Below are 24,273 nucleotides of genomic sequence, written 5' to 3' on the forward strand. Positions count from 1 at the left end.
CGGCAGCGGTCACGACAATGGCGGCGACGCCGCCCCCAGCCTGAAGGAGGACTAGGATGAACCCCTTGAAGGGCGCGGCGCGCTATGGCGCGACACCGCAGCCGGAAACCCCTTACCAGCGGGCGGGCCAAGCCTGGGACGAGCGCATTGGTTCGGCCCGTGTCCAGGCCGCAAACTGGCGCTTGGCGGCGCTGGGCCTACTGATGGCCAACACTGCGCTGTGTGGTTCGCTGGCCTGGCTGGCGACCCGCGGTTCGGTGACGCCCTGGGTGGTCGAGGTCGATCGGCTGGGCGAGCCGCGCATCGTCGCGCCCGCGGTGCAGGGCGCCAGGCCCACCGACCCGATGATCGCCTGGACCCTGGCGCGGTTCATCACCGACGTGCGCGCCGTCTCCACCGACCCGGTAGTTATGCGCCAGGCCTGGCTCCGGGCCTACGACTTCACCGACGCGGCTGGGGCCGCGGCCTTGTCGGACTATGCCCGGCGCGCCGATCCCTTCGCCCAGGTCGGCCGCACCCAGGTGGTGGTCACGGTGAGTAGCGTGGTGCGCGCTACGCCCGGCAGCTTCCGGATCGCCTGGACCGAGCAGCGCTACGCCGAGGGGCAACTGGCCGCAACCGAGCGCTGGACCGCGATCCTGACCCTCAACCTCGTCCCGCCTCGCACCCCCGAGGGGCTGCGGTCCAATCCACTGGGCGTCTTCGTCTCTGGCATCGCCTGGTCCAAGGAGTTCGGCGCATGACCCGCTCGGTCCTGATGGTTTGCCTGGCGCTGGCAAGCCCGTGTGCGGCGGCGCCCTCCGCACAGCTGGAAGTCCCCGGCGGCGCCAAGCGCTTCGACTACCGCGAGGAGGCGGTCTATCCGGTGATCGCCACGCCGGGTCGGATCACCGATATCGTGCTCGAGCCCGGCGAGGCCCTGGTCGGCTCGGGACCGGTAGCGGCCGGCGACACCGCCCGCTGGGTGATCGGCGATACGATCAGCGGCCAGGGCGCGGGCCGGCGGGTTCATGTCATGATCAAGCCCACAGCCTCGGGCTTGGCCACGAACCTCATCATCAACACCGATCGACGCACCTACCACCTAGAGCTTCGCGCCTCGGCCCGGACCTGGCTGTCGCAAGTGTCCTGGCGCTATGCGGCGGCTGTGCAAGTGCTGGTGTCGGCGCCTTCGCTTGTCCCGGTCGTCGTTCCCGGTGAGCTCTTGGCCCCGGCGGCCCCGGCGCGGCCGCTCAATACCGCCTACCGGATCAGCGGCGACCATCCGAACTGGCGGCCGGTGGCGGTGTCGGACGATGGCCAGCGCCTCTTCGTCGATTTCGGCCCGGCCGTCGCCATGGACGACCTGCCGCCGCTCTACCGGATCGGTCCCGACGGCAAGACCGCCGAGCTCATCAATTATCGGGTCGAGGGCCGTCGGATCATCGTCGATCGCCTCCTCGACAGCGCCGAGCTGCGCCTGGGCGCAAAGCGCAAGGCGCTAGCCGTGCGCCTGACACGCTTTTCCCCCATCAAGGAGGCCGGCCAATGAGCCAGGACGCCGACCAGGCCGAAGAGGCCATCGCCAAGACCCTGCGCCTGCGCGGCGCCCAGGTTCCTGTCGCGCGGGTCTCGCGCAGGGCTCTGGTCATCGTCGGGGCCGTGCTGATCGCCGGTGTCGCCGGCGCGCTGGGCTGGTCGCTGATGGAAAAGCGCAAGGCAGCGCCCGTGGAGGCCAAGGTGACAACGGCGCAGCCGCCCGAGACGGTCACCGCCTTGCCGCGCGGGTATGTCGGGCCGGCCGGCACGCCGGCGCTGGGGCCGCCGCTGCCGGGGGATCTGGGCCGGCCCATGCTTAGCGCCGCGCGGGCCCGGGAGGGGGAAGCCAAGGCTGCGCCGGTGGTCGCGGGCGCGAATGCGCCGGCCGTGATTTCGCCGCCGCCGGTGGTCGATCCGCGGATCGAAGCCGAGCGCCAAATCCGTAGAGCGGCGATCCAGAGCGGCCTCTTCGTGGCGGCCGTGGCGCAGGGCGCACGCGAGGCTGCTTCGGCCGCGGCCTTGGAGCCGGTGGCCGCATCGTCGGGAGACAAGGCGATAGCGGGCGATGCGCGTCTCACCAGCGTCGAGCGTCTGCAGCCACCGGCCTCGCCCTATGTGCTCCAGGTCGGGTCGATCATTCCCGCCGCCCTGGTGACGGGCCTGCGGTCCGACGCGCCAGGCATGGCCATCGCGCAAGTCACCCAGGACGTCTACGACAGCCTGGGCGGCGGCTATCTCCTGATCCCCAAGGGCTCGAAGCTGGCCGGCGAATACGACGCCCAGGTCCAGGCCGGCCAAAGCCGGCTGCGCGTGGTGTGGACGCGCCTGACCCTGCCGTCGGGCAAGTCGATCGTTCTGGACAAGCTGCCGGGCGCCGATGAACAGGGGATGGCCGGCCTGCAGGATGGCGTCGACCGTCATGGCGGCCGGGTTCTGGCCGCGGCGGGGCTTTCGACCCTGCTGGCCATCGGGAGCGAGGTCGGCTCCTCCAGCGAGGAGAGCGACATCGCCCGCGCCGTTCGCCGGGCCGGCGCCGACACCGCAAGTTCCGCTGGCCAACAGATGGTCGGCAAGAGCCTGGATCTGGCCCCGACCCTGACCATCCGCCCCGGCGCGCCGCTACGGGTGCTTCTGACCCGCGACCTCGTGCTCGAACCCTATGTCGACGAAAGGAAAGCGTCATGAGCGGCGGCAAGCTGAAGCTGGGGGCGCTGGAGGACGACACGCCGGTGAAGGTGACGCTGGACCTGCCGGCCAGCGTCCATCGTGACCTCGTCGCCTACGCACAGATGCTCGCCTCCCAGACGGGCGGCAAGCCGGCCGAGCCCGCCAAGCTCGCGCCGAGGATGCTCGAGCGGTTCATGGCCACCGATCGGGTGTTCGTGCGAGGGCGGCGGGGGCGGGGCGCCTAGGCGGCCTCGTCTTGGTCGGCGGGAGGCCCAAGCGCCGCCATCAGCCCTAGGATTTTGCGACGCCGGTTCGGCTCGAGCCCGGATAGCAATTGCGCCAGCGCGATGCCGTCGGGGCTCGCCAGCAAGGCGGTGATGGCTTGAGCCTTCTCCATTTGCGCCGTGCTCGGCGCTTCTTCGGCGTCGGTCGCCGGCAGCCCCTCGAAGAACCACGCCGGCTGCGCGCGCAGGACGCCGGCGAGCCGATAGAGCATCGAGGCGCTGATGCGGTTGGCGCCGCGCTCGTACTTCTGGATTTGCTGGAAGGTCAGGTTCAGCCCGAGGGCGAGTTTGGCTTGGCTGATCCCGAGCGACTTGCGGCGAAGACGGATCTTTGCGCCGACGTGCTTGTCGACGGGGTGGGGCGGATTGCGCGGCGGCAAGTGTCTCTCCTGTTGACCTCAACTCTGGAGGAGACACTTCGGAGGCGCTGATCGGGTAGTTGCTTGGTCGAAAAACCTTGAGAAGCCGTCGAGCCTCTGAGTTCACGCTGTCCGGGTCGTCGTCACGTCGTCTACGCAAGCCGGTTGGCCGTCGCGAGGGTGCGCCTTATCTCGCGCGGCGGTGGATGACGGCGCCGTGTCCTTCCTGGCCCGTGACCTCGCCCCAGGCCTTGAAGATCGCCTCCAGCAGGGGCCTTGGCAGTTGGCTTCCGCCGCGAGAATGGGGCGACGGGAAACTGTTTCGAAAGCCGGGGTGTTCGGCGGGCGAGGCTAGCGGCGGACCATCAGATCGTGCCGGGCGGCGGTCTGCTTCATCGCCAGGGCGGCCGTTGACGGCTCCGACGGGATCGGCGGGCGCTAGGGCGTCTTTCCCGCCGATTTAAGCCTGCGCGTGAAGGGCCGTCCACACGAACCCAAGGCTTGGGGCGCTGCCCCCAGCGCGCTGCGAAGCGCCTTCCGCCCAGCTTCGGGCTTTGTCGTCCCCTCGCGATCCCTTCGACATCGAAGCCCTACAGCCGGGTCCCCGCGAAGGCGCTTCTTCGCTTGCACCCCCGGTCTCGCCGACGGGCGTCCGGTTGCAGGCGCGCTTTGCGCCCGCAACCGGAGCCTTGAGAGGGGTAGATCCATGTCAGACCGCAGTTCCGCAACCATCACCCTGGGCGAGATCGACCAGGGCGGACCTGGTCCGCCTGGTCGATCTCGCCCAGGACGAACGTCTCTCGACCGATTGGGACGGCGAGGTTTTTCAGGCCGATCACCTGGTCGCGGGGCAGCCGCTGCGCCTGATGGCCCATGAGGTCTCAGGCGGGGCCTTCTACGAGCTGGAGGCGTGGTGTTTTGCCTTGAATGTCGCCTTCGTCCGCTGGAGCGGCGGCTATGCGGGAAGCTGGTCGGCCGAGCGGGTAGTCTATACCGGCGACGACGAGCCGGGCAGCTACATCGCCGACGAGATGGATCGCATCCTGATCGACGAGGCTACGATCCGTGAGCTTGGCTCGTTTGAGACGATCATCGACTACTTCGCCGGGGCTGGGTTCGAGGTTCCGCCCCTGGTGGTCGTGGACTGACTGACGGCGGCTGGCCGCCTTGTCGTCCTAGCGCGGCAGGGCGGCCAGCAGCGCCATTGCCGCTCCGCCGGCGAGCAGCAGCGCGATGAGCAGGCTGGCCCATCCGGCGGGCGTAAGCAGGCGGGCGGTTGGACGTGAGCGAGGGGGCATGGCGTGAGGGTAGGGCGCCGCGCACTTCGGCGCTAGGCGTGGCTTTAGCGCCAAGGCGGTCTGGGCGCCAAAAGCCCAGGCGATGAGGAATCGCCCTAGAGCGGCTCGATGAAAAAGGAAGAGATCGACAGCCTCCTCGACGACATGACCGCCGAGGCGGCCGAGAAAGGCGACGAGGGCCTGAAGCCCGGTCTGCTTTATCTGAACGCAAACCTCTACGGCACCGAGATCCGCACCGAGACGGTGTCGGCCAAGAGAGGCCAGCGCTATCGCGGCTTGCGCGTGTTCGTGGCCCGGGCCTACGAGACCGAGGTCATCACCCGCGCCGAGGTCGAAAAGCGCGGCCTGGCGGTCGGCGATTACGAAGACCTGGAGCCGGCCCCGGCGCGGATCGCAAGCATCTAAGGCCCACCCCGTCGCCAAACGCATTGCTGTGGTTAGGCGATCACACATCGATGATGACCGCGTGCGATCGCTTCAGATATCTTCGATCTTGCACTCGATCATTGGTGGGGCGCTGGGGGCGACAATGGCCACGATCGTGCCGGGGGTATCGTTCCAGTCCGCAGGCGCAGCGTTGGGGAAGAACGAGGTCAGATGCATCCAAGCCGTCTGGCGATCGAGCGTGACGGTCTCAATTTCGCTAGCTTCGCCGCCGCCGATCCAGATGTCGATCTCGTCGCCGTTGTCGCAGTTTGCTTTCGCCTCATTGAGAAAGTCGATCAGTGGGGTAGGGGCGTTGTCGAGATTGTCGGCGTGGATGATGCCAGTCCAGCCGGCGCTTTGTTGGCAATGGCTACGGCGATGCAGGGACCCACACCGTCGGTCTCGACACCCGCTTCTTCGACCCCCTCGACGAAGCTGTAGTTGAAGCTGAAGCCGTAGGTGTTCTGTTCGATAAATTTCAAGACCAACTCCTAAACAGGCGCTGTTGCCATATGCCTGCACGAAGACCTCAGCCGCTTTTCGCGGCCGAAAACAGCACGCTCCGATCGTCGTCTTCGCTCACCATGAGCCGCCGACGACGACCAAGATAGGCGGCTGCCTCGACATGGACGCCGGCCCAACCTTGAATGAGGAAGACGAGATCCCGCCGCTGCTCGGCAACCTTTTGGTCCCACGAGGCGCGGTCGATCGAGGAGGGGAAACTAGACGATCGCGTCGAGGTCCGCCGCGGCGTGACGCTCAGGAATGCCGCCAGAGACCTTGTTAACGAGCTTGCCGCGATGCACGCCCGGACGGCGCTCGAGGAGATCGACCCATCGCCGAATATTGGCGTAGTCCGCCGCCGACAGGAATTCTGCTGCGGAGTAGGCGTCGTTGAGAAGCCCGCCGTACCAGGGATAGATCGCCATGTCGGCAATCGTGTATTCGTCGCCTGCGACGTATTCCGTCTTGCCCAGCTGGGTATCGAGGACATGGAGCTGGCGCTTGGTCTCCATGGCGTAGCGATCGATGGCGTATTCGATCTTGAAAGGCGCATAAGCGTAGAAATGGCCAAAGCCGCCGCCGACAAATGGCGCCGAGCCCATCTGCCACATCAGCCAGTTCATCGTTTCGGCGCGCCTGTAGTGCTCCGTTGGCAGGAACACCCCGAATTTTTCTGCCAGGTAGAAGAGGATCGATCCGCTTTCGAAAAGGCGCGTGTGAGGATCGGTGGATCGATCCAGGAGGGCGGGGATCTTGGAATTGGGATTGATCGACACGAAGTCGCTGCCGAACTGATGGCCCTCGCCGATCTTGATGAGCCAGGCGTCATATTCGGCTTGCGCATGACCGGCCGCGAGCAACTCCTCAAGGAGGATCGTGACCTTCACCCCGTTGGGCGTCCCCAGCGAATAGAGCTGGAATGGGTGCTGGCCAACGGGGAGCGTCTGATCATGCGTAGCGCCCGAGATCGGACGGTTGATGTTGGTGAACTGACCGCCGCTCTGATTGTTCCAGGTCCAGACCTTGGGAGGCGAGTAGCCGCTGGGTTGGTTGTCGAGCGGGGCTGGGGCGTTCATGAGTAACCTCGGAGGATGTGTGTGCGGCGTTGTCAGCGCCTCACTTAGTGAGCTGACGCTGGATCCAAAGTCCGACCCGCGAGGAAACCTGTCCATCGCTCGGGCAGGATGTGATGGCGAACGTCCAATTTTCTGGAAGCGCGTGATTGTCGGCAATTGGTGGGAAGCTGGCCGCGCCGGCGCCATGGCTCACCCTCGGTTCAATGGGTCAAAGCGAAATGAACGCTTGGTGGACGGGGCGGTCGGCCGCCAGGGAGCCGGCGTTGCGGAAGGTCGCGGCCAAGCCCGACTGGTAGGCGACGAAGTCGGCGTCGAGCGGCGCTGGGCGCCAATGCTGCCGGTCAACCGTGTAGTGGGCCACATCCTCCGGGGCGCCGGTGGTCTGGGCTAGGGCCTTGGCCGCGACGGCCGGGTGATCGTTGGTCCAGGCCGAAGCGTCTCTGACCCGCTTCAGATAGTCCTTCAGCAGCGACCGGCGCTCGGCGATGGCCTGTTCGGAAGCGACCTGCAGCAGATAGTTGCGCACAAGCCCGAGCCCATCGACGCCAAGGCGGACCGGATCGTGCAGCAGGGCCGCGGCGATGAACGGCGGCCAGGTGGCCCAGCCGTCGACCGCGCCAGCCCCCAGGGCCGCCTTTCCCTCAGCCGGCGACAGGAAGGCCCAGTCGACGTCGGCGGGCGTCAGGCCAGCCTTCGCCAAGGCCCGCAGCACCAGGAAGTGGCCGGCCGAGCCGCGCGGCACGGCGATCTTCTTGCCCTTCAGGTCGCCTGGACCATGGATCGACGACGTCTTGGGGACCAGCACCCCAGAGGCGCCGGCGACGTCCTCGGCACGCTGCGCCTGAACGGCCTTGATGGCCTTTCCGGCCTGGTAGGCGAACTGGAACGAGGCGTCGCCGGTGGTGGTGACGTCGACGGCGCCGGCGGCCATCGCCTCCAGCACCTCCTGGCCGGTGGCGAAACTGCTCCAGGCGATCTCGTAGGGCGCGCCGGCCAGGACGCCGGACGCCTCCAGCGTCGTGCGCATCGGCCCTGTCAGGGCGCCGACCCGCAGAACGGCCGCGGGCGAACGCTTGCAGGCCGCCAGCAGAAGGGGCGCGCCCAGGATCGTGCGTCGCGAAAGTTGGATGGTCATCAAAGCCTCACCACGGTTTTGCCCAGGCTCCTGCCAGCAATCAGATCGACGAAGGCCTGCGGGATTGCGTCCAGGCCATCGCGCACTTGGGTCTCGGTCTGGATCGCGCCGTTGCGCAGCCAGTCGCCGACGCTGCGTTGGAAGGCGGGCCACAGGTGCTGATGGTCACGTACGTGATAGGATTTGAGCTCGACCTGCGAGGTCATCATCCGCCAGGTCCAGGCGCCGGCCCGTTCCGAGAAGGGGGTGGCGCTGTCATAGGCCGAGACCATGCCGCACACCGCGACCCGGCCCTGGGGATTGATCAGCGACAGGGCCGCATCCAGCTGGGCGCCGCCGACATTGTCGAAATAGACGTCCAGGCCGTCGGGCAGGGCGGCCGCCAGGCGTTCGCGCCAGTCGGCCTGCTTGTAGTCGATCACGGTCTCGACGCCGGCGACGTCCGTCAGCCAGGCTTGCTTGTCCGCCGAGCCGACGGTGGCCACCGTCCGGCAACCGATCAGCCGGGCCAGTTGGACGGCGAGACTTCCGACCGACCCCGCGGCCGACGAGACCAGGACGCTCTCGCCAGGCCGGGCGCGCGCCACCTCGATCAGGCCGACATAGGCGAAGAAGCCGCCAACCCCCAGCGGTCCCATGTGCCATTCCAGCGGATCCCCGCCGGCAGTGATCTTCCGCGTTTCATCGCCGCGACCGACGGCGAAGTCGCGCAGGCCCTGATAGTGGCCGACGAGTTCGCCGGGCGCATAGCCGGGGTGGCGAGACTCCACGACCTCGCCGATCGAGAAGCTGTGTAGCCCCGCGTTCAGAGGCGCGGTGCCGTTGGCGAAGAATACCCGCCGCACCGGGTCGATCGACAGCAGGCGGTTGGCGATCAGGAACTCGCCTGGCGCCAGGTCAGGCAGGGCGGTTTCGGCGACGGCGAAATCGGCGGCGCTCAAGGGGCCGGCCGGACGGCGGACGATGTGCACCTCTCTGGCGGTGCGGGGAGTGGACGTCATGGCGGCTCTTCCAGGAAGTCGGGCGAGGGGCGGTTCGACTGGGATAAGGGTGGACGCCGCCGTCCCGGGGACGGCGGCGTCCGAGGCCGGCGTCAGAAGCTGTGGCGGACCTCGAGATAGACCGTGCGCGGGTCCGTCCAGCTTGCCGAATAGAAGGTGGCGTAGGCCGGCGAGCCGTTGGTCGTGCCCAGGCCCGACCAGACGAGATAGCGGCGGTCGAGAAGGTTGCGGCCGCGCAAAGCCGCCTTCCAGGCGCCGTCGGGGCTCTTCCAGCGCAGGGCCGCGTCCAGGAAGGTCTGCGGCGGCATGCGGTTGTAGGGGCTGTTGGCCGCGGTCAGGAAGGTGGCGCCCTGGTAGGAGAGATCAACGCCCAGCGTCAGCTCGCCGGGCAGGCCGACGGGTAGGCGGTAGTCGCTGGCGATCTTGCCCTGGAACTTGGGCGCGTTGGGCAGCGGCGAGCCTGAGTGCGCCGAGGTCGGCACGATCGCGCCGCCGGCCAGCACCACCTGGCTGTAGGCGCCGCGATAGGTGTCCAGTTCCGTGTCGAGCCAGGAGGCGGTGGCGTCGAGGCTCCAGTCGCTCGTGACCTGAGCCGCCGCTTCGACCTCGATTCCCACCGAGTGGCCGTCGCCGGCGTTGAAGCGCCGGCTCATCGCCGTCAGCGGGTCGTAGGCGCTGATCTGGATGTCGGTGAAGTCGTTCCAGAACACCGCGCCGTTCAGGCGCACACGCCCACCTGTTAGATCGCTCTTCACGCCCGCCTCGTAGGTGGTCACCTTCTCGGGCGCGTAGGGCGTGATGGCCTGGCGCGAATTGCTGGGGCTGTTGGCGCGGAAGTCGAAGCCGCCGGACTTGGCCCCCTGGCTGATCGAGGCGTAGGCCTTGACCCCAGGCGCGGCCTGGAACGTGGCCGACAGCCGCGGCAGCAGCTGGGTCCAGCTCTTGTGAGCCTTCACGTGCCAAGCCGTCGCGGTCGGCGCGCCGTAGAGGATCGCCAGCTCGTCGGCGACCTGGGAGACGTCGGTAACCGTGAAGGTGTGGTCGCCGCCGGCGATCAGCCAGCTCAGGGTCTCCTCCGTCGTATGGCGTTCGACATTGTAGCGCAGGCCGCCGGTCAGGGTCAGGCGCGGTGTCAGGTCGTAGTCGGTCTGGACATAGGCGGCGGCGTTGTAGGTTTTCTGGTCGATGGCGGCGTGGACCGGCGTGAAGACGATCCGGTTGGGCGAGCCATAGAAGGTGGTCGAGGCGTTGACGTTGCGTCGGGTGATCCAGTCTTCGTAGAGCAGGTAGACGCCGGCCACGACGCGGGCCTTGCCCGCCGTTCCGCTGAGCTTCAGGTCCTCCGACCAGGCGTTGTCGTAGTAGCGCAGGGGCGAGGAGTTGCGGGCGAAGCGGTCGCCGGTGTTGTCGTAGTTGGCGTGGTCCTCGAACACCCGCCAGGCCGTGACGCTGGAAACTTGCCAGCTTGGCGACACCCTGTAGAGCGTGGTCGCCGTCAGCCCCGCCTGGCGATAGCGGTTCTTAGGGTAGATCGGAGAGTTCAACGCGTACTTGTCGGCGTTGAGCAGGTTGCCGTAGCCGCGGTTGAGGCTGTCGTCGGCCGTGCCGTCCACGGCTAGGGTGAAGTCGAGGTCGGCGGTTGCTGTGAACCGCAGCTTGGCGCGGGCCTGGGTCAGGGCGATGTCGTTCTCGCGGCGATCCAGGGTGCGGTTGTAGTCGGTCCCGTCGCGCTGGTGGCGGCTGATGGCGAAGCTGCCATAGACCTTGTCCTCGACGATCGGGCCGCTGACCAGGGCGCCCAGCTTGATCTCGTCGAACGAGCCGTAGCCGGCCAGGAGCTCTTTGCGTACCTGGTTGTCGGGAACGACGGTGGTCAGTCGCACAGCGCCGCCCTCGACCTGGTGGCCCAGGTGGATCACCGGGCCGCGATCGACCTGGATGTCGGCGATGTCCAGAAGCTCCTGCATCGCGCCGAGATTGCGGGTGATGTAGACCCCGTCGACGAAGGTGCCGACCGAGGGCTCGCCCTGGGCGTCCAGCTCGCCGATGCCGCGCAGGAAATACTGGGCGGCCGAATAGCTCATGGTGTTGCGCGGCTGGTAGAGGTTGGGCGTCAGGTTGACGAGGTCCAGGGTGCTGGCCACGCTCCGCCGCTCAAGCACGTTCGCCGTCAGCACCGAGATCGAGGCCGGGTCGCCCTGGGCCAGGGCCGCCTTTCGCTCGGCTTGCTTGGCGGCGGTCACGACCACGCGATCGACCTCGGCCGCCGAGGCGTCGGGCGCGTCCGCAAGGTCGGGGTCGGCCGCGTGGGCGGCCGAGAGGCTGAGAAAGGCGAGCGCGGCGCCCGCAACGAGGCGGCGTTTGAGGCGCGGGCGCGCCGGCGTTTGGATCTGTCGCAAGGTATCCCCCAGAGCTGGTTTCGGCTTGCGGCAATTCCACGGTTGGGTGGGGCGATCAAACGATTATGTTGAATATAAACTATTGAATTATAACGGAAAAATTCTGAATAGGCGTGCGAATGCGCTCCCGGCGCGGCGCGGCGGAAGGGCGTGGTCATTGCGGCGGCTTCCATCGTTCAGGAGGCGGCGCTGATGGCGACCGGCGGTCCGTGCGGCCAGGTCGGGCGGCCAAGGCCCAGACGCTCGCGCAAACTGGTCGCGCGGCTTTCGGGGGCGACGCGACCACGCCGCACAAGTTCTGGAAGCACCAGATCGATGAAGTCGGTGAGGCCGCCAGGCAGGGTGGCGGGCATGAGATTGAACCCGTCGCATCCGTAGGCCTCGAACATCGCCTCCAGCGCATCGGCGACGTCGATGGGATCGCCAACCACCTGCCAGTGGCCACGACCGGGCGCCAGGCGCTGATAGAGTTGTCGAACGCTGAGCCCTTCACGTCGGGCCAGGTCCAGCACCAGCGACTGTCGACCCCGGGCGGTCTGCGATGGCGGGCGGGCCGGCAAGGGGCCGTCGAGATCGAGCGGCGGCAGCGGGTCACCGCCGGACAGGTTGCGCAAGAGGTCCAAGCCCACGATCGGATCGACCAGGGCCTGCAGGGCTCCAAGCTTGGCCTGCGCCTCTTCCCGGGTTGGAGCCACGATCGGCACGACGCCGGGCAGGATCTTGAGGTCGTCGGGTCTGCGGCCGTGGGCGGGCAGGCGGCTCTTGAGGTCGGCGTAGAAGGCTGCGGCCGTCTCGGGGCTGGACTGGGCGGTGAAGACGAGGTCGGCGGTGCGGGCGGCCAAGGCCTTGCCGGGCTCGGAGCTTCCGGCCTGGACGATGATCGGCCGCCCTTGTGGCGGCCTGGGAATGTTCAGGGGGCCGCGAACCCGAAAGTGCTCGCCAGCATGGTCGAGGCGGTGGAGGCCGTTTGGATCGAAGAACCGGCCGTTGCTGCGATCCTCGACGAAGGCCCCGTCGTCCCAGCTGTCCCAAAGCCCGCGGACGACATCGACGAATTCCTCGGCCCGGGCATAGCGGTCGGCGTGCGGGATGGGCGCCTGGTGTCCGAAGTTGAAGGCCGCGCCGGGGTCGGCCGAAGTGACGGCGTTCCAGCCGGCTCGCCCATCGCTGAGATGGTCGAGGGAGGCGTACTGGCGGGCCAGGACGTAAGGATCCGAAAAGCTGGTCGAGGCGGTGGCGACCAGCCCGATCGTGCTGGTGGTCGCGGTCAGGGCCGAGAGCAGGGTGAGCGGCTCGAAGCCGTAGACGCCGTTATGGGCCTTGCGGCTGGCGGCCTCCGGCGACTCCAGCTGCACCTCCACAAAGTCGGCGAGGAAGTAGAGGTCAAAGCCGGCAGCCTCGGCCTGGCGCGCCAAAGCGACATGCTCGGAGAGGCGGCGCAGTGTCCAGGCGGCCGGATCGCGCCAGCCGGCCACATGGTGGCCGGCTGGGTGAACGAACAAGCCCAGGATCATCTGTTCGCCGCGCCGGCGCATCTGCCCTCCTTGTCCCTTCGGACGGGAGGCGGACCCTAGGCGTCGATGGCCGGGGCGATAATCCTGGCGATTGTCCGGTTATTGCGGACGAATTGGTCCGCTATGCCGCGCTCAGACGCTGAGCTGACGACTGGACTGAAGGCTGGACGGGCAGAAGGGCGCCGGCCAGGAAATCGACGAACAGCTTGACCTTGGGCGAGTTGAAACGGCTCTGCGGCCACAGCGCCCGAAAGACGCCGCGATGAGCCACGTACGGGTCCAGGATGGGGACCAGCCGTCCGTCCTGCAGCTGGGCGTGAACGGCGTAGTCGGGCAGGCAGGCCAGGCCCATGCCCTGTTCGGCCATCTGCACCAGCGGCTCGATGGTGCTGGCGACCACGCTGCGCGGCAGATCCAGGGAAAGCTCCGCGCCGTCCCGCAGCAGCCGCCAGGGCGCCAGCTTGCCGGTCGCCGGATACTTGTGATGCAGGCAGGCGTGGCCGAGCAGGTCCTCGGGCGTGGCGGGCGCGCCATGGCGCGCGAAATAGGCCGGCGCGCCGACCAGCCGGTGGCCGAAGGTGCCGAGGGTGCGGGTGATCAGCTGGGAGTCGCTGGCCTCGCCGGTGCGCACCACCACGTCGAAACCCTCGTTGATCAGGTCGACGATCCGGTCGGTGAAGTCGAGATCGAGCTCCACGGACGGATAGGTCCTCATGAAGCCGGTCAGGGCCGGCATCATCAGCATGCCCACCAGGGGCAGGCTGACACGCAGGCGCCCGCGCGGCGCGCCCTGGCCCTCCGTCAGCTCGGCCTCGGCCTGGGCGATCTCGCCCTGGATGCGCTGGCAGCGCTCGAGAAAGACCTCGCCCTCCGGCGTCAGGGCGATGGAGCGGGTACTGCGATGGAAGAGCCGCACCCCCAGCCGCTCCTCCAGTCTGGCCACGGCCTTGCCGACGCCCGATGACGAAATGCCAAGGTTGCGCCCCGCCAAGGTGAAGTTACGCGTCTCGGCGGCCTGGATGAACACATTGAGCTGGCCGAAATTATCCACGCGGGGGGTCCTCTACGACTGTCTGCCACGGCCCTCGTCGCCATAGAGACGGGGACGCGCGCCCGTAGGCAAGTGAGGTTTTCTCAACACAAGATTGTGCAGCCTCAATGGTCGGTCCGATGGTCGCTTCGGACTCTGTGGTCCGCTCTCTGTGGACCCCAACACCGCTTCCGCCGCCCGGCGGCCAAGGCCGATGATGTCTCGCCCGCCGTGCGAGGACGCCATGGACAACGTGATCGGTTTCATTCTGGAGCTCGACAAGCTCAAGGGCGTGACCCGCAAGGTCAAACCGCTGGGGCTCGATCGCTACGAGAACCCCGCCGAGCACAGCTGGCAGATGGCCTTGGCCGCCACCGCGTTGCAGCCCTATGCCGCCGAGCCCGTGGACATCTCGCGGGTGATCTCGCTTCTGCTGGTGCACGACGTTGGCGAGATCGACACGGGCGACGTCATGGCTTTCGTCGAGACGGGCCTTTCAGAGCGCAAGGTTGCTGAGCGACAGGCCGTCGAGCGGATCTTCGGCGTCCTGCCGCAGGGCCAGGCCTGGACGCTGATCGCGCTGTGGGACGAGTTCGAGGCCGAGGAGACGCCCGAGGCGCGCTTCGCTCACGCCATCGATCGGGCCATGCCGGTGCTGCTCAACCTCGCCAACAACGGCCAGAGCTGGCGCGAGAACGGCATCAGCCACGACCGCGTGGTTGCGCGGGTGGCCGAACCGATCCGGCGGGGCTGCCCCGGGCTCTGGGCTCATATCGAGGCCAAGCTCGGCGCCGCGCGCCAGGAGGGTCTGTTCGGTGCCTAAGGCCGCTAGCTCCGAGACGATCCTGGCCTTGGCGGCGGGGATCGTGCTGGCCTCGATGATCGCGATCAACAGCCGCCTTGCGCACTTTTCGTCGCCGCTCTTCGCATCCTGGGTCGCCCACGGCGTGGGGACCGTTGCAGCCTTGATCGCCGTCGTGGCCTGGCGGCGAGCAGCGCCTGACGCGGCGGTCGCGGCGTCGCCGCCCGGCGGCGGGCGCTGGCCGCGCTGGATCTATCTGGGCGGGGTGCCAGGCGCACTGACCGTCCTGCTGGCGGCGATCACCGTCAACGGACCGCTGGGTTTTTCGGGGACCCTGGCGCTGATGCTGGCCGGCCAGATGCTGTTTGGCGTCGCCGCCGACCGCTTCGGGTGGCTTGGCCTGGAGCGGCGCGCGCCAACCGCCGGCGGACTCCTGGGCCTTGGGCTGGTGCTGATCGGCAGCCTCGTCATCATCGCCGCGGCGGGCTGACCATGTTGATCGCCGTCCTCATCGCTCTGTCCAACGGCCTGTGCATCGGCGTCAGCCGCGGGATCAACGGCCATCTGGGCCGCCGCGAAGGCGCCTTGCGCGCCTCGCTCTGGAACCACGTCGTGGGCTTCGTCTTCCTGTCGGCGCCGATCGCCCTGCAGGGGGCGGGGGCCTTCCACGTCGGCCCTGCGCCATGGTTTGCGTGGATCGGCGGTGTCCTGGGCGTGGCCTTCGTGGCCCTCAACAGCCATGTCGTTGTGCGGCTGGGCGCCAGCCGCACGGCCGGCCTGGTGGTCGGGGCCCAGATGCTGACCGGCGTGGTGATCAGCAATCTAGGCGCGGCGATCGACGGACGCACCCTGGTGCGGCTGGCCGGCGCGGCCCTGATCGTCGCCGGGATCTGGCTGGCCAACAATCCGGGCGCGATCGCGAGACTGCGCCCGGCGCTGGCGGCTCAGACGGGCGAGCCGAAGTAGCGGTCGCCGAAATCGCCGATGCCCGGCAGCATGTAGGCGTTCTGGTTCAGCCGCTCCTCGATCGCCGAGGCGACGATCCGCAGCTTGGGAAAGCGGCTGGCCAGCACCGTGACCCCCTCGGGGGCGGCGATGAACGCCACGAAGACGATGTTCTCCTCGGCCACGCCCTGTTGCAGCAGCAGGTCGACGGCCGCCACGGCGGTGCCGCCGGTGGCCAGCATCGGATCGAGCAGCAGCACTTGGCGGCCGGCGATGTCGGCCGGAAGGTTCTGATAGTAGAACTTCGGCGTCTTGGTGACCTTGTCGCGCTGGATCAGGATCTTGCCGATCCGTACGCCGGGAATAATCGCCCGCAGCTCGCCCTCCATGCTCTCGCCGGCCCGGATCACCGACACCCCGCAGATGTGCTCGGCGAAGGCCAGGCCCTCATAGGCCCGGCCTACCGGCGTCTCGACGGAGCGCGGCGCGAAGGGCAGCAGGTCCAGGGCGCTTTCGAGCAGCAGACGGATGATGCGGCCGCTGTAGTGGACGAAGTCGACGCGCGAGGCGGAGCGATCGCGCACGACCGTGTGCAGGGCGCGCAACTGCCGCGTCTGGGGCAGGACGTGCAGGCCCGCCTCGATCGACGGACGGGCCAAGGTGGGAGCTTGGTCAAGCGGCATGGGGGGTCTCCTTCAGGCCTCGTTGTCGGCCGGCTGTTCGAAGCTTTGGGGCAGGAGCGGGGTCTTGGTGAACTGGGCCGCGGCGATGCGGTAGAGCGCGCGTCCACCCGATCGCCGCCACAGCTTCTGCAGGACGTAGGCGAGCTTGGGGTTGTGCTCCTCCTCCTCCAGCACCGCCCGCGCGACGATCGCCCGCCAGTCGTCGGCCCGCTCGGGGCTGTCGACCTCGTCGCGACCGGGCAGGGCGGCGGCCAGGGCCTCCAGCTTGCTAGGCTTGGGAACGAGCTTTTCGCCCAGGGCGATGGCCAGGGCCCCGACCCAGTAGCCCTGATAGGCGGCGCGGGCGTCGGCCGGGGATAGTCGCGATGCGATGGTCTCGACCGCATGCAGGGCGGTGATGAGGTGCAGGACGACGAAGTCTCCGGGGAAGGCGAGGTAGAGCAGGGTGACCGCTTCGAACAGCGCCTCCCAGTCCTCGGCTTGCGGCGCCTGGCTCCGGCCGTCGCCCGTCGCCCATGGCGGTAGTGCGTAGAGCAGCGGGTGGCCGTGGGCGGCGCTACGGGCGATGCGGTATTGCAGGCCTGAGCGGGCCAGCTCCGGATGGATCGCCTGGGCATCGGGGGAGCGCGTGTCGGCCTGGGCCGCCTGGAGCCGTTGCGCCGACGCCGGATCGGCATGCCAGGCCCGGGCGATGCGCAGCAGGCTGCCTTGCGGGGAGGCGTCCTCAGCGGCGGCCGGGTGCGCCGCGGCGCGCTCGGCATGGACCGGGACGTGGGTGAAGATCAGGTAGGCCAGCCCCTCGATCGCCATCCAGCGGCTGCCGGCGTCCAATCCCCAACCCAGGTGGATGGTGGCGTGGGTGAAGGCGCCGATCCACCCCGTCAGCAGGTGCGGACCATAGAGCGCGACGACGCCGTCTAGGCCCAGCCGCCGTTCCTCGGCGTCGAAGAAGGCGCAGAGCGCTGAGTAACCCCGCCGCTTGCCCAGAAAATCGCGCCAGGTCTCGCGCGTCACTACCAGGTCGGAGGTTCGGGCCGGCTCCAGCCCGTAGCCGTAGGTCGTCAGCTGGGCGTAGTTTTCATAGTAGGCGAGGATCTCGTGGGGCGGGGATCCAAGGCCGGCCAGGGCCACGACCGCATGCTTGGCGTGGTTGGTGAGATGGCCATTGAACTCGATGTGATAGGCGCGATCGGCCAGCAGGGTTTCAACGATGTTCCCGCTCATCGGACGAGCTCCCCCTGAACGGCCGCTCGAGGCTGAGCCGCGCTCAGCGCCGCATAGGCCGCGGCCAGCTTGCCGCCGAGATGGGCGGTGTGGACCAGGACGGCCGCATTGGCCTTGGAGGCGCGGCCGTCGGTGGCCGCGTCGACCGCGCGCATCAGCCGTTTGGTCAGTCCAGCGCCGTTGATCCCTTCGGCCTCGGCGCTGGCGACGGCTTCGGCCACGGCGGTCTCGATCGCTTCGCCGTCCAGGGCCTCGGCCTCCGGGATTGGGGCGGCGACGAGCACGCCGCCGGTTCCGCCCAGGGCCCAGTGCAGGTCGATGGCCCGGGCGATGGTCGAAAGATCGTCCAGGCGCTGGGGGCTGGGCACGCCGCTGGAGCGGCAATAGAAGGCCGGCAGCTCGTCAAAGCCGTAGGTGACCAGCGGCACGCCTTGCGTCTCTAGCACCTCGGCAGTCAGGCCAAGGTCGAGGATGGTCTTGGCGCCGGCGCAGACCACGGCGACCTTGGAGCGGGTGAACTGCACCAGATCGGCCGAGACGTCCCAGCTCTGGGCCGCGCCGCGGTGCACGCCTCCGATGCCCGCCGAGGCGAAGACGGCGATGCCGGCGAGCTCAGCGATGGCCAGGGACGAGGCGACCGTGGTCGCGCCCTTGCCGCCGCGCGCCAGGGCGAAGGGCAGGTCGCGGCTCGAGACCTTAGGGATACCGGGCTCGGTGGCGAAACGTTCGATCGCCTCCCGGTCCAGGCCTACCAGGAGGCGGCCGTCCTCGATGGCGATCGTGGCCGGGACGGCGCCGCCGGCCCGTACTGCCGCCTCGACCGCCAGGGCGGTTTCCACATTGTCGGGATAGGCCAGGCCGTGGGTGATGACGTTGGATTCCAGCGCCACGACGGGGCGGCCGGCGGCGAGCGCGGCGCGGACCTCGGGCGCCAGCACCAGCCGTTCGGCCAGGCGATTGGGATCGATCTGGGGCAAGCCGTCCTCCTTCAGGCGAAGTCGTAGCCAGGGCGGCGCACCAGCAGGCCGGCCCGGTCGAGCAGTTCGGGAACCACCACCCGATCGCGCCAGGTCTCGGGCGTCACCGGTTCGAGGGCGATCGAGACCGTGGTCTCGCTGACGTCGAAGGTCTTGGTGATCAGGTCGAGCAGGCCCTCGACCAGGGTCTGGCGGGCCTCGGGCGTCAGATCGCGGGGGAAGTACTTGATGTTGACGTGGGGCATGATCAGGCGGTCTCGATGACGGTGCTGGGGGCGATGGCGCTAGGGGAAAGACGGACGGGAGCGGCCAGGGCGCGGGCCAGGTCCTCGACGCCGGCGGGCTTGAGCAGGGCGTAGTGGTCGATGTCGAGCTCGATCACCCTGGGCGGGGCGACGCTGTAGCCGCGCGCGCCTTCGATGAAGGCGTAGTCGTCGCCCCTGGCCTTGAAGAGGGTGACGGGCGCCTTGATCTGGCGGTGTTGCAACTCCTCGAAGCTGTAGCGGAACTGATAGGTCGCCCGGACGATGGCGGCGATGCGCACGGCCAGTTCGGCGTCGAGGCCAAAGCGCGCCGAGACGAAGGCCGCAAGGCTGGCATCGTCGCGGACCTGCTGGCGCCAGGCCTCCAGGTCCGGATGATCCAGCGCCCCGGCATAGACCGAGAACAGGATCGCCGAATAGGCGGGGTTGTCGTAGCGCGGACCGGCGGGCGTCGCGGGCAGGTCGAGCCTGGGCGAGCCCGGCGCGATCAGGTGCAGGGCGTCGACCGTTTGGCCCGCCTGTTCCAGTTGATGGGCGGTCTCGAAGGCCAAGCGCGCGCCGAAGGAATAGCCCCAGAGGGTGTAGGGGCCCTCGGGCTGGAGCTTGCGGATCACTTCGATGTCGGCGGCGGCCATGGCCTGGATGTCGCCGTGCGGGGTCTCGCCGGCGTTGATTCCCAGCGCCTGTAGCCCAAACACCGGGCGCTCGCCGCCCAGGCCCTTGGCCAGCGCGCGCAAGTTCATCGGATAGCCGCCCAGGCCCGGCCAGCAGAATACCGGACGGCCGGTTCCATGGGCCCGAAGCGGGGCTGCTCGCGAGGCTTGCTGCGTCTCGCCCGCCTCGACCTTGCGCGCCAGGGCGGCGATGGTCGCGGCTTCGAACAGCGCCTGCAGTTTCAGCGTCGCGCCCAGTGCGGCGTTGATCCGGTGGATCAGGGAGACGGCGGTCAGCGAGTTGCCGCCCAAGGCGAAGAAGTCGTCCTCCACCGAAACCTGGTCCAGCTTGAGGGCGGCGCGCCACAGCGCCTCGATGGTCTCTTCGGCCTTGGTGCGCGGCGCCACGTGAGCGCGGGCGTTGCTCTCGCCCAGCAGGTCGCGGCGGGCCTCCAGCGCCTTGCGGTCGACCTTGCCGTTTGCTGTCAGCGGCAGGGCGTCGAGGATCACCAGCCGGCTGGGGGCCATGTAGGACGGCAGGGTCCGTCGCAGGTCGGCCGCGATCAGTTCGGCCGGCCCCTGCATGTGGACGGCGTCCTCGTTCATCCCTTCGCTGTCGATCTGGTCCTGGGACAGGCGGCCGCCGACGCAGAAGTACGAGGCCCCGACCTCACGCCCCAGCACCGCGGTGATGCGCCGGGCCGAGGGCAGGTCTTCGCCGGACTTCGACGAATAGCCCGACGACATCAGACCCAGGGATAGGCCGTTGTGCTGCAGGCGCTGCAACCAACGGCCAAGCTCGATGTATCGCAGCCAGGCTTGCGGATTGTCGCTCGTCAGGGTCAGGCCGAAGCTGGCCCGGTCGTAGACCTGCTGGTTGATGGCGATGACATGCTTGCGCTCAATGTGGCCGTCGGCGACGTGGACGAGCGTCCCGTCGGCGTTCAGCTTGTGTTGGCCGGGGGGCAGGCCTTCGAGCCGTCCGTCCAGCGACTGGACATGGGCGGCCAGGTGCGGCGTCGGGGCGGCCGCGCCCAGCGGCGAGACCGGGAAGGCCCCCAGATAGACGTCGCCTTCGCGGCCGGTCAGGGCGGCGGCGAGAGGGCCGTGCTCGATCGGCGTGCCGATCGCCAGGCCGCGCTCGCCCAGGACCTGGTCGAACAGGCCCAGCATGTGGCCGGCCTCAAATTCCAGCACCTCCTGGACGTTGCTGCGATAGACCGCCGAGATCGCCGGGCGGCGGCCGACCAGATGCAGGGTGACGCCTGGAATTGCCGAAGCGGCGTTGGCGATCCGGGTCAGCCGGTGATGGACCGGATGATAGTAGTAGGTCCCGTCGGCGAGGCCCGGCAGGCCGACGACTTCGAGGTGCAGCTGCACGGCGTAGAGCGCGCCGGGCGAGGCGTAGGCGTATTTGGGCAGCAGCCGTTCGGGGCTCTGGTGTTGGCCAAACTCCCGCAGCAGGGCGCCCAGCTCGTCGAGCGACAGGCGCTCGGGCGCGCGGGGCAGGGCCCGGACGGGGGCGACCGCGAGCAGGGCCTGGACGTCGGCCAAGCGCGTGGGGCCGCCCTCGAAGAAACGGAAGGTCTTACGGGCGAAGGCGCGGCGTCGCTGGGCAGGTGTCGGTTCAAGCCCGGGCAGGTCGACGGCGGCCAGGCCGGCCAGCTCGGCGCCCTGCTTGAGGCCGGAATTGGAGAGCTGCGCGCGCACCTGCAGGCGGCTGGCCTTGGATTGGTGGTGGGCGCCGGCCCGGCCCTGGTCCATCAGCGCCGCCTCGCGCGGGCTCAGCTCGATATAGGCGATGAGGTTTCTGTCGCCGCGCGCATCCTCCTGGGCGACGACGGCGGCGGTCTTGACCCAGTCGTGGGCCTCGACGGCCAGGCGCACCTCGTCCAGTTCGATGCGGAAGCCGCGGATCTTCACCTGGTCGTCGGCCCGGCCAACGAACTGCGCCGCGCCGTCGGGCGTGGCGAAGACGAGGTCGCCGGTGCGGTAGAGCCGGGCGTCGGGAGCCTCGGGGCGGAACGGGTCGGGGATGAAGCGGTCGGCGGTCAGGTCAGGTCGATGCAGGTAGCCGCGCGCCAGCTGGGCGCCGCCGATCCACAGCTCGCCGACAGCGCCGTCCGCCACCGGCCGGCGATCGGCGTCGAGCACATGGTAGGTCGTGTCGGCGGCGGGGCGGCCGATGCTCACCGCCGCGGCCGGATCGCCCACGGCGCCGCGCTCGACGCGCCAGCTGGAGCTGTTGATGGTGCACTCGGTCGGACCGTAGAGGTTGGTCAGGCTGGACCAGGGCAGGGCGTCCAGCGCGGCGCGGGCCAGGGCGTTCGACAGCGCCTCGCCGCCGCTGAACAGGCGCGCCAGCGTCCGGGCCAGGGGGAGGCGCTCGGTCTCGACCAGGGCTCGAAGCAAGGTGGGCACCACCTGCAACAGGGTGATGCGATGTCGTACGACGAGGTCGATCAGCAGGTCCGGATCGCGATGGGCGCCGGGCGGGGCGGTCACGACGGTGACGCCTAGGGCCGGGGCCAGCAACTCCCATTGGCCGGCGTCGAAGCTGATCGGGGTCTTCTGCAGGAGCGTCTGGCCCGGACCCAGGCCATGCTCGCGCGCCAGCCAGCGCAGCTGCCCGACTATGCTGGCCTGTTCGATCATCACCCCCTTGGGCCGGCCGGTGCTGCCGGAGGTGTAGATGACGTAGGCCAGATCGCGGGCGCCCGACAGCGCTAGCGCTCGCCGCGGCGTCTCTTCGCCTCCGACGGCGAGGGCTTCCTCGATGACGACGATCGTGGCGCCGGGTGGGGCGAAGGCTTCGACCGTGGCGGCGAAGCGGGCCTGGCACAGTACGATCCGCAGGCGACTGTCCTCGATCATCAGGCGCAGGCGCTCTTCGGGATAGTCCGGAGCCAGAGGCAGATAGGCCCCGCCCGACAACACGATCCCCCAGACGCCGGTGATCAGCGCGGCCGAGGGTTCGGCGAATAGGCCAATGACTGCATCGCTGGCGGCGCCGGCGGCGATCAGTTGGGCGGCCACGCGGCTGGCTCGTTCGACAAGGTCGCCGGTCGTCAGGCGTGTTTCGCCCTCGACCACGGCGACGGCGGTGGGATCGGTATCGGCCCTGTCCAGCAGGAGCGCGGCCAGGGTTTCCCGCGGGGCGGCGCCGACGGAGGCGGTAATGGAGGCGGCGGCGAAGATGGTCATGATCACCTTGCTCAATGCTACTGGCGCGCCTCGTCAGGCTCCGCTTTCAGTTGTGCGGAGGCGATCGCGCCAAGTCGTTCTGCGACATGCGTCCCGAATTCGATGAATAGTTTTTGATCCGTCGATCGCGCTCGTGGCTTGGGCGCGTATTCGTCAGATTTTCTATTTGGGTATACCGGCTTTTGCGGTGCGGCAACGGCGCGTGCATCCGAGCACTTCAGACGAGCGGGTCCGAAATTGTTACCCCTGAAGCGTCGACCGCTTGACCCAAGCGGCGGTGTAGACATGCGAGCGATCCGCCGCCCAGCGCCCCTCGATCCTCAGCTCGAGGCCTGCGGGAATAGGCAGGGCGCGTGTCCGCCGCAGTGCGAAACGGCCCCCGCCTGGCGTGATCAGGTCGAAGTCGATCTCGAAGTCGCGGAAATCCAGCAGTTGCCCGGTCAGCGCGTACTGGCACTTGTAGGCGGCTTCCTTGGCCGAGAAGGCCAGCAGCGGCCAGTTCCCCGCCGTGGGGCCGGGCAAGGCAGCGAAGTGCGCCAGTTCGATCTCGCCGCAAACGAGTTCGACGCCTTCTACGAGTGGAACGGCGGCCTCGACGTCGACCCCGAGGGCGCAGAGGTCGCCTGAGCGGGCCGCGACGGCGCAGCACAGGGTCTGGCAATGGCTGATGCTGCCCGTCAGGCCTTCTGGCCACGAGGGAGGCGAGCTGTGCGACGGCATGGTCGCAGGCGCTCCCAGTTCGAATAGAGCGTCCGCAGCGCAAAGGCGGCCCAACTGGCGATCGCGCCGGCGCGCGGCCTGTAAATCTTCGGCGCCGATCGCGTCGCGCGACCGTGTCGCGACCGCGACGGCCGCGGGGAAAAGGTCCCGGAGAACCGTCTCCGCCGCTTGCGCCAGGATGGCTTGTTCCGCGCCGATCAGCTTGACCAATCCGAACTGGAAGGGGCTCCGGCCACCATCGTCTGGCAGCGCAGGCCGGTCCAATGAGCAGGGCTGATAGGGAGGTTGAGGCGGCGCGATCGTAATCTGGCCGGCCCGGTTGGCGCCTAGGCGATCTCGCGCGTCCGGCCCTTAGAGATTTCCCACGCCACCATCGACCAGGAGATCGGTTCCCCAAACGAACGAAGACTCGTCCGAGGCTAGGAAGACAGCGGCATCAGCCAGCTCGCGGGGCGTTCCCATCCGCCCGATCGGCACAAGAGCCGCGATCTCGGCCTTCAGTGCTGCTTCGGCGACCTTCTCGAGTCCGAGCTTGGCCAGTGCCGGCGTCTGCGTGGGTCCTGGGCTGAGGCTGTTGACCCGCACGCCTCGGCCGTCGAGTTCGCCAGAAAGGGTGCGCGCCAGGGAGACCAGACCAGCCTTACTTGCGGCATACACACTGGATTGCGGCAGGCCGATTCGGGCGCTGACCGAGCCGCACAGGATCACCGAGGCTGGCGAGGCCAGGATCGGGGCCAGGGATTGAATTAGGAAGAGCCTTGGTTTTTGTCGAACGGAGAGCCGGGGCGGGTAGGGGCGGCGTGATCAGCCCGAAGTTGTTGAAACAAGTCCAATAGCTGGGATTGGAGCAAGCAGAACAGGTTGTGAAACGATGTCTACTATAAGTGATATTGTTGATTGTAGAAGCTGGGTTTCATGCCTTGGATCGATGGTCAATGGCCGCGGGCTTTGGCGCGTGTGAGGCAGAGCTGCGCCTATCGCTTGCGGGAAGGCGCCGGGCTGCGGTCGCCGCCCAGGGCTTGGAGATCGGCGAGTACGAGGACCTGACGGAGGCGCCTACCCGGGTAATCGTCACCTGAGGCCTTGCCTGG

The 24,273-nt window shown here is 68.5% G+C and carries 24 protein-coding genes; 9 read left to right on the forward strand and 15 right to left on the reverse strand.

Annotation, left to right across the window (positions count from 1 at the left end):
* Positions 1–56 precede the first annotated feature (56 nt).
* The 4 genes from trbF to DMC18_RS04675 are packed head-to-tail and all read left to right on the forward strand — an operon-like array spanning position 57 to position 2,930.
* Positions 57–743 (forward strand): conjugal transfer protein TrbF, encoded by a 687-nt coding sequence (gene trbF, locus DMC18_RS04660; protein ID WP_110132724.1) that lies wholly within the window; start codon positions 57–59, stop codon positions 741–743.
* Positions 740–1,531 (forward strand): P-type conjugative transfer protein TrbG, encoded by a 792-nt coding sequence (gene trbG / locus DMC18_RS04665; RefSeq protein ID WP_110132725.1) that lies wholly within the window; start codon positions 740–742, stop codon positions 1,529–1,531. The genes trbF and trbG overlap by 4 nt, the downstream gene beginning before the upstream one ends.
* Positions 1,528–2,703: a TrbI/VirB10 family protein gene (locus DMC18_RS04670; RefSeq protein WP_110132726.1), complete on the forward strand. Its 1,176-nt coding sequence runs from the start codon at positions 1,528–1,530 to the stop codon at positions 2,701–2,703. Before trbG ends, DMC18_RS04670 begins: the two co-directional genes overlap by 4 nt.
* Positions 2,700–2,930 carry a DUF2274 domain-containing protein gene (locus tag DMC18_RS04675; protein WP_110132727.1) on the forward strand — a complete coding sequence of 77 codons (231 nt, stop codon included), beginning with the start codon at positions 2,700–2,702 and terminating at the stop codon, positions 2,928–2,930. Before DMC18_RS04670 ends, DMC18_RS04675 begins: the two co-directional genes overlap by 4 nt.
* On the opposite strand, the gene DMC18_RS04680 is transcribed toward DMC18_RS04675, so the two are convergent.
* A complete protein-coding gene (locus DMC18_RS04680; protein WP_110132728.1) occupies positions 2,927–3,349 on the reverse strand; it encodes a helix-turn-helix domain-containing protein in 423 nt (140 codons plus the stop codon). The genes DMC18_RS04675 and DMC18_RS04680 overlap by 4 nt on opposite strands.
* A gap of 635 nt (positions 3,350–3,984) precedes the next feature.
* Between DMC18_RS04680 and DMC18_RS25575 the strand changes: the two genes are divergently transcribed.
* Both DMC18_RS25575 and DMC18_RS04690 read left to right on the forward strand, forming a co-directional pair.
* Positions 3,985–4,476, forward strand: a complete 492-nt coding sequence (locus tag DMC18_RS25575; protein WP_146217971.1) for a hypothetical protein — start codon at positions 3,985–3,987, stop codon at positions 4,474–4,476.
* A gap of 258 nt (positions 4,477–4,734) precedes the next feature.
* Positions 4,735–5,031, forward strand: a complete 297-nt coding sequence (locus tag DMC18_RS04690; protein ID WP_110117581.1) for a hypothetical protein — start codon at positions 4,735–4,737, stop codon at positions 5,029–5,031.
* Positions 5,032–5,103: 72 nt separating this feature from the next.
* On the opposite strand, the gene DMC18_RS25580 is transcribed toward DMC18_RS04690, so the two are convergent.
* From DMC18_RS25580 to DMC18_RS04720, 7 genes are all read right to left on the reverse strand, one after another.
* A complete protein-coding gene (locus DMC18_RS25580) occupies positions 5,104–5,574 on the reverse strand; it encodes a hypothetical protein (RefSeq protein ID WP_146217972.1) in 471 nt (156 codons plus the stop codon).
* 200 nt (positions 5,575–5,774) lie between these two features.
* Positions 5,775–6,632, reverse strand: coding sequence for a glutathione-dependent disulfide-bond oxidoreductase (gene yghU / locus DMC18_RS04695; protein ID WP_110117582.1), 858 nt, complete (start codon positions 6,630–6,632; stop codon positions 5,775–5,777).
* 208 nt (positions 6,633–6,840) lie between these two features.
* A complete protein-coding gene (locus tag DMC18_RS04700; RefSeq protein WP_110117583.1) occupies positions 6,841–7,767 on the reverse strand; it encodes an ABC transporter substrate-binding protein in 927 nt (308 codons plus the stop codon).
* Entirely contained in the window at positions 7,767–8,768 is a 1,002-nt protein-coding gene (locus DMC18_RS04705) for an NADP-dependent oxidoreductase (protein WP_110117584.1), read from the reverse strand. The genes DMC18_RS04700 and DMC18_RS04705 overlap by 1 nt, the downstream gene beginning before the upstream one ends.
* Positions 8,769–8,860: 92 nt before the next feature.
* Positions 8,861–11,167: a TonB-dependent receptor gene (locus DMC18_RS04710; RefSeq protein WP_110117585.1), complete on the reverse strand. Its 2,307-nt coding sequence runs from the start codon at positions 11,165–11,167 to the stop codon at positions 8,861–8,863.
* A 176-nt stretch (positions 11,168–11,343) separates the two neighbouring features.
* Positions 11,344–12,702, reverse strand: coding sequence for an LLM class flavin-dependent oxidoreductase (locus DMC18_RS04715; protein ID WP_110117586.1), 1,359 nt, complete (start codon positions 12,700–12,702; stop codon positions 11,344–11,346).
* A gap of 100 nt (positions 12,703–12,802) precedes the next feature.
* The gene (locus DMC18_RS04720) at positions 12,803–13,732 is read right to left on the reverse strand and encodes a LysR family transcriptional regulator (protein ID WP_110117587.1); all 930 of its coding nucleotides are present in this window, start codon (positions 13,730–13,732) and stop codon (positions 12,803–12,805) included.
* Between the two features lie 223 nt (positions 13,733–13,955).
* Between DMC18_RS04720 and DMC18_RS04725 the strand changes: the two genes are divergently transcribed.
* Genes DMC18_RS04725 through DMC18_RS04735 form a run of 3 tightly spaced genes read left to right on the forward strand, consistent with a single transcriptional unit; the run spans position 13,956 to position 15,479 of the window.
* Positions 13,956–14,534 carry an HD family hydrolase gene (locus tag DMC18_RS04725; RefSeq protein ID WP_110117588.1) on the forward strand — a complete coding sequence of 193 codons (579 nt, stop codon included), beginning with the start codon at positions 13,956–13,958 and terminating at the stop codon, positions 14,532–14,534.
* Positions 14,527–15,003: a DMT family transporter gene (locus DMC18_RS04730; protein WP_199228262.1), complete on the forward strand. Its 477-nt coding sequence runs from the start codon at positions 14,527–14,529 to the stop codon at positions 15,001–15,003. The genes DMC18_RS04725 and DMC18_RS04730 overlap by 8 nt, the downstream gene beginning before the upstream one ends.
* A 2-nt stretch (positions 15,004–15,005) precedes the next feature.
* A complete protein-coding gene (locus DMC18_RS04735) occupies positions 15,006–15,479 on the forward strand; it encodes a DMT family transporter (protein WP_110117589.1) in 474 nt (157 codons plus the stop codon).
* On the opposite strand, the gene upp is transcribed toward DMC18_RS04735, so the two are convergent.
* The 7 genes from upp to DMC18_RS04765 form a co-directional block, all read right to left on the reverse strand.
* Positions 15,458–16,141, reverse strand: a complete 684-nt coding sequence (gene upp, locus DMC18_RS04740) for a uracil phosphoribosyltransferase (protein ID WP_199228264.1) — start codon at positions 16,139–16,141, stop codon at positions 15,458–15,460. The genes DMC18_RS04735 and upp overlap by 22 nt on opposite strands.
* Positions 16,142–16,153: 12 nt before the next feature.
* A complete protein-coding gene (locus DMC18_RS04745; RefSeq protein ID WP_110117590.1) occupies positions 16,154–17,365 on the reverse strand; it encodes a questin oxidase family protein in 1,212 nt (403 codons plus the stop codon).
* Positions 17,362–18,342 carry a pseudouridine-5'-phosphate glycosidase gene (locus tag DMC18_RS04750; RefSeq protein WP_199228265.1) on the reverse strand — a complete coding sequence of 327 codons (981 nt, stop codon included), beginning with the start codon at positions 18,340–18,342 and terminating at the stop codon, positions 17,362–17,364. The genes DMC18_RS04745 and DMC18_RS04750 overlap by 4 nt, the downstream gene beginning before the upstream one ends.
* An 11-nt stretch (positions 18,343–18,353) precedes the next feature.
* Complete coding sequence (locus DMC18_RS26505; RefSeq protein ID WP_199228267.1) at positions 18,354–18,587, reverse strand: tautomerase family protein; 234 nt, start codon at positions 18,585–18,587, stop codon at positions 18,354–18,356.
* A gap of 2 nt (positions 18,588–18,589) precedes the next feature.
* Entirely contained in the window at positions 18,590–22,462 is a 3,873-nt protein-coding gene (locus tag DMC18_RS04755; protein ID WP_199228269.1) for an amino acid adenylation domain-containing protein, read from the reverse strand.
* Between the two features lie 240 nt (positions 22,463–22,702).
* Positions 22,703–23,392: a 4'-phosphopantetheinyl transferase gene (locus DMC18_RS04760; RefSeq protein WP_110117591.1), complete on the reverse strand. Its 690-nt coding sequence runs from the start codon at positions 23,390–23,392 to the stop codon at positions 22,703–22,705.
* Between the two features lie 141 nt (positions 23,393–23,533).
* A complete protein-coding gene (locus DMC18_RS04765; protein ID WP_110117592.1) occupies positions 23,534–23,929 on the reverse strand; it encodes an SDR family oxidoreductase in 396 nt (131 codons plus the stop codon).
* Positions 23,930–24,273: the final 344 nt, after the last annotated feature.

The sequence above is a fragment of the Caulobacter sp. D5 genome (genome assembly GCF_003185805.1).
Classification (GTDB): Bacteria; Pseudomonadota; Alphaproteobacteria; order Caulobacterales; family Caulobacteraceae; genus Caulobacter.

Bases quoted from the DNA above. Each gene is read 5' to 3' on its own strand.
- trbF (WP_110132724.1), top strand. From the start codon at position 57: ATGAACCCCTTGAAGGGCGCGGCGCGCTATGGCGCGACACCGCAGCCG.
- trbG (WP_110132725.1), top strand. From the start codon at position 740: ATGACCCGCTCGGTCCTGATGGTTTGCCTGGCGCTGGCAAGCCCGTGT.
- DMC18_RS04670 (WP_110132726.1), top strand. From the start codon at position 1,528: ATGAGCCAGGACGCCGACCAGGCCGAAGAGGCCATCGCCAAGACCCTG.
- DMC18_RS04675 (WP_110132727.1), top strand. From the start codon at position 2,700: ATGAGCGGCGGCAAGCTGAAGCTGGGGGCGCTGGAGGACGACACGCCG.
- DMC18_RS04690 (WP_110117581.1), top strand. From the start codon at position 4,735: ATGAAAAAGGAAGAGATCGACAGCCTCCTCGACGACATGACCGCCGAG.
- yghU (WP_110117582.1), bottom strand. From the start codon at position 6,632: ATGAACGCCCCAGCCCCGCTCGACAACCAACCCAGCGGCTACTCGCCT.
- DMC18_RS04700 (WP_110117583.1), bottom strand. From the start codon at position 7,767: ATGACCATCCAACTTTCGCGACGCACGATCCTGGGCGCGCCCCTTCTG.
- DMC18_RS04705 (WP_110117584.1), bottom strand. From the start codon at position 8,768: ATGACGTCCACTCCCCGCACCGCCAGAGAGGTGCACATCGTCCGCCGT.
- DMC18_RS04715 (WP_110117586.1), bottom strand. From the start codon at position 12,702: ATGCGCCGGCGCGGCGAACAGATGATCCTGGGCTTGTTCGTTCACCCA.
- DMC18_RS04725 (WP_110117588.1), top strand. From the start codon at position 13,956: ATGGACAACGTGATCGGTTTCATTCTGGAGCTCGACAAGCTCAAGGGC.
- DMC18_RS04735 (WP_110117589.1), top strand. From the start codon at position 15,006: ATGTTGATCGCCGTCCTCATCGCTCTGTCCAACGGCCTGTGCATCGGC.
- upp (WP_199228264.1), bottom strand. From the start codon at position 16,141: ATGCCGCTTGACCAAGCTCCCACCTTGGCCCGTCCGTCGATCGAGGCG.
- DMC18_RS04745 (WP_110117590.1), bottom strand. From the start codon at position 17,365: ATGAGCGGGAACATCGTTGAAACCCTGCTGGCCGATCGCGCCTATCAC.
- DMC18_RS26505 (WP_199228267.1), bottom strand. From the start codon at position 18,587: ATGCCCCACGTCAACATCAAGTACTTCCCCCGCGATCTGACGCCCGAG.
- DMC18_RS04755 (WP_199228269.1), bottom strand. From the start codon at position 22,462: ATGACCATCTTCGCCGCCGCCTCCATTACCGCCTCCGTCGGCGCCGCC.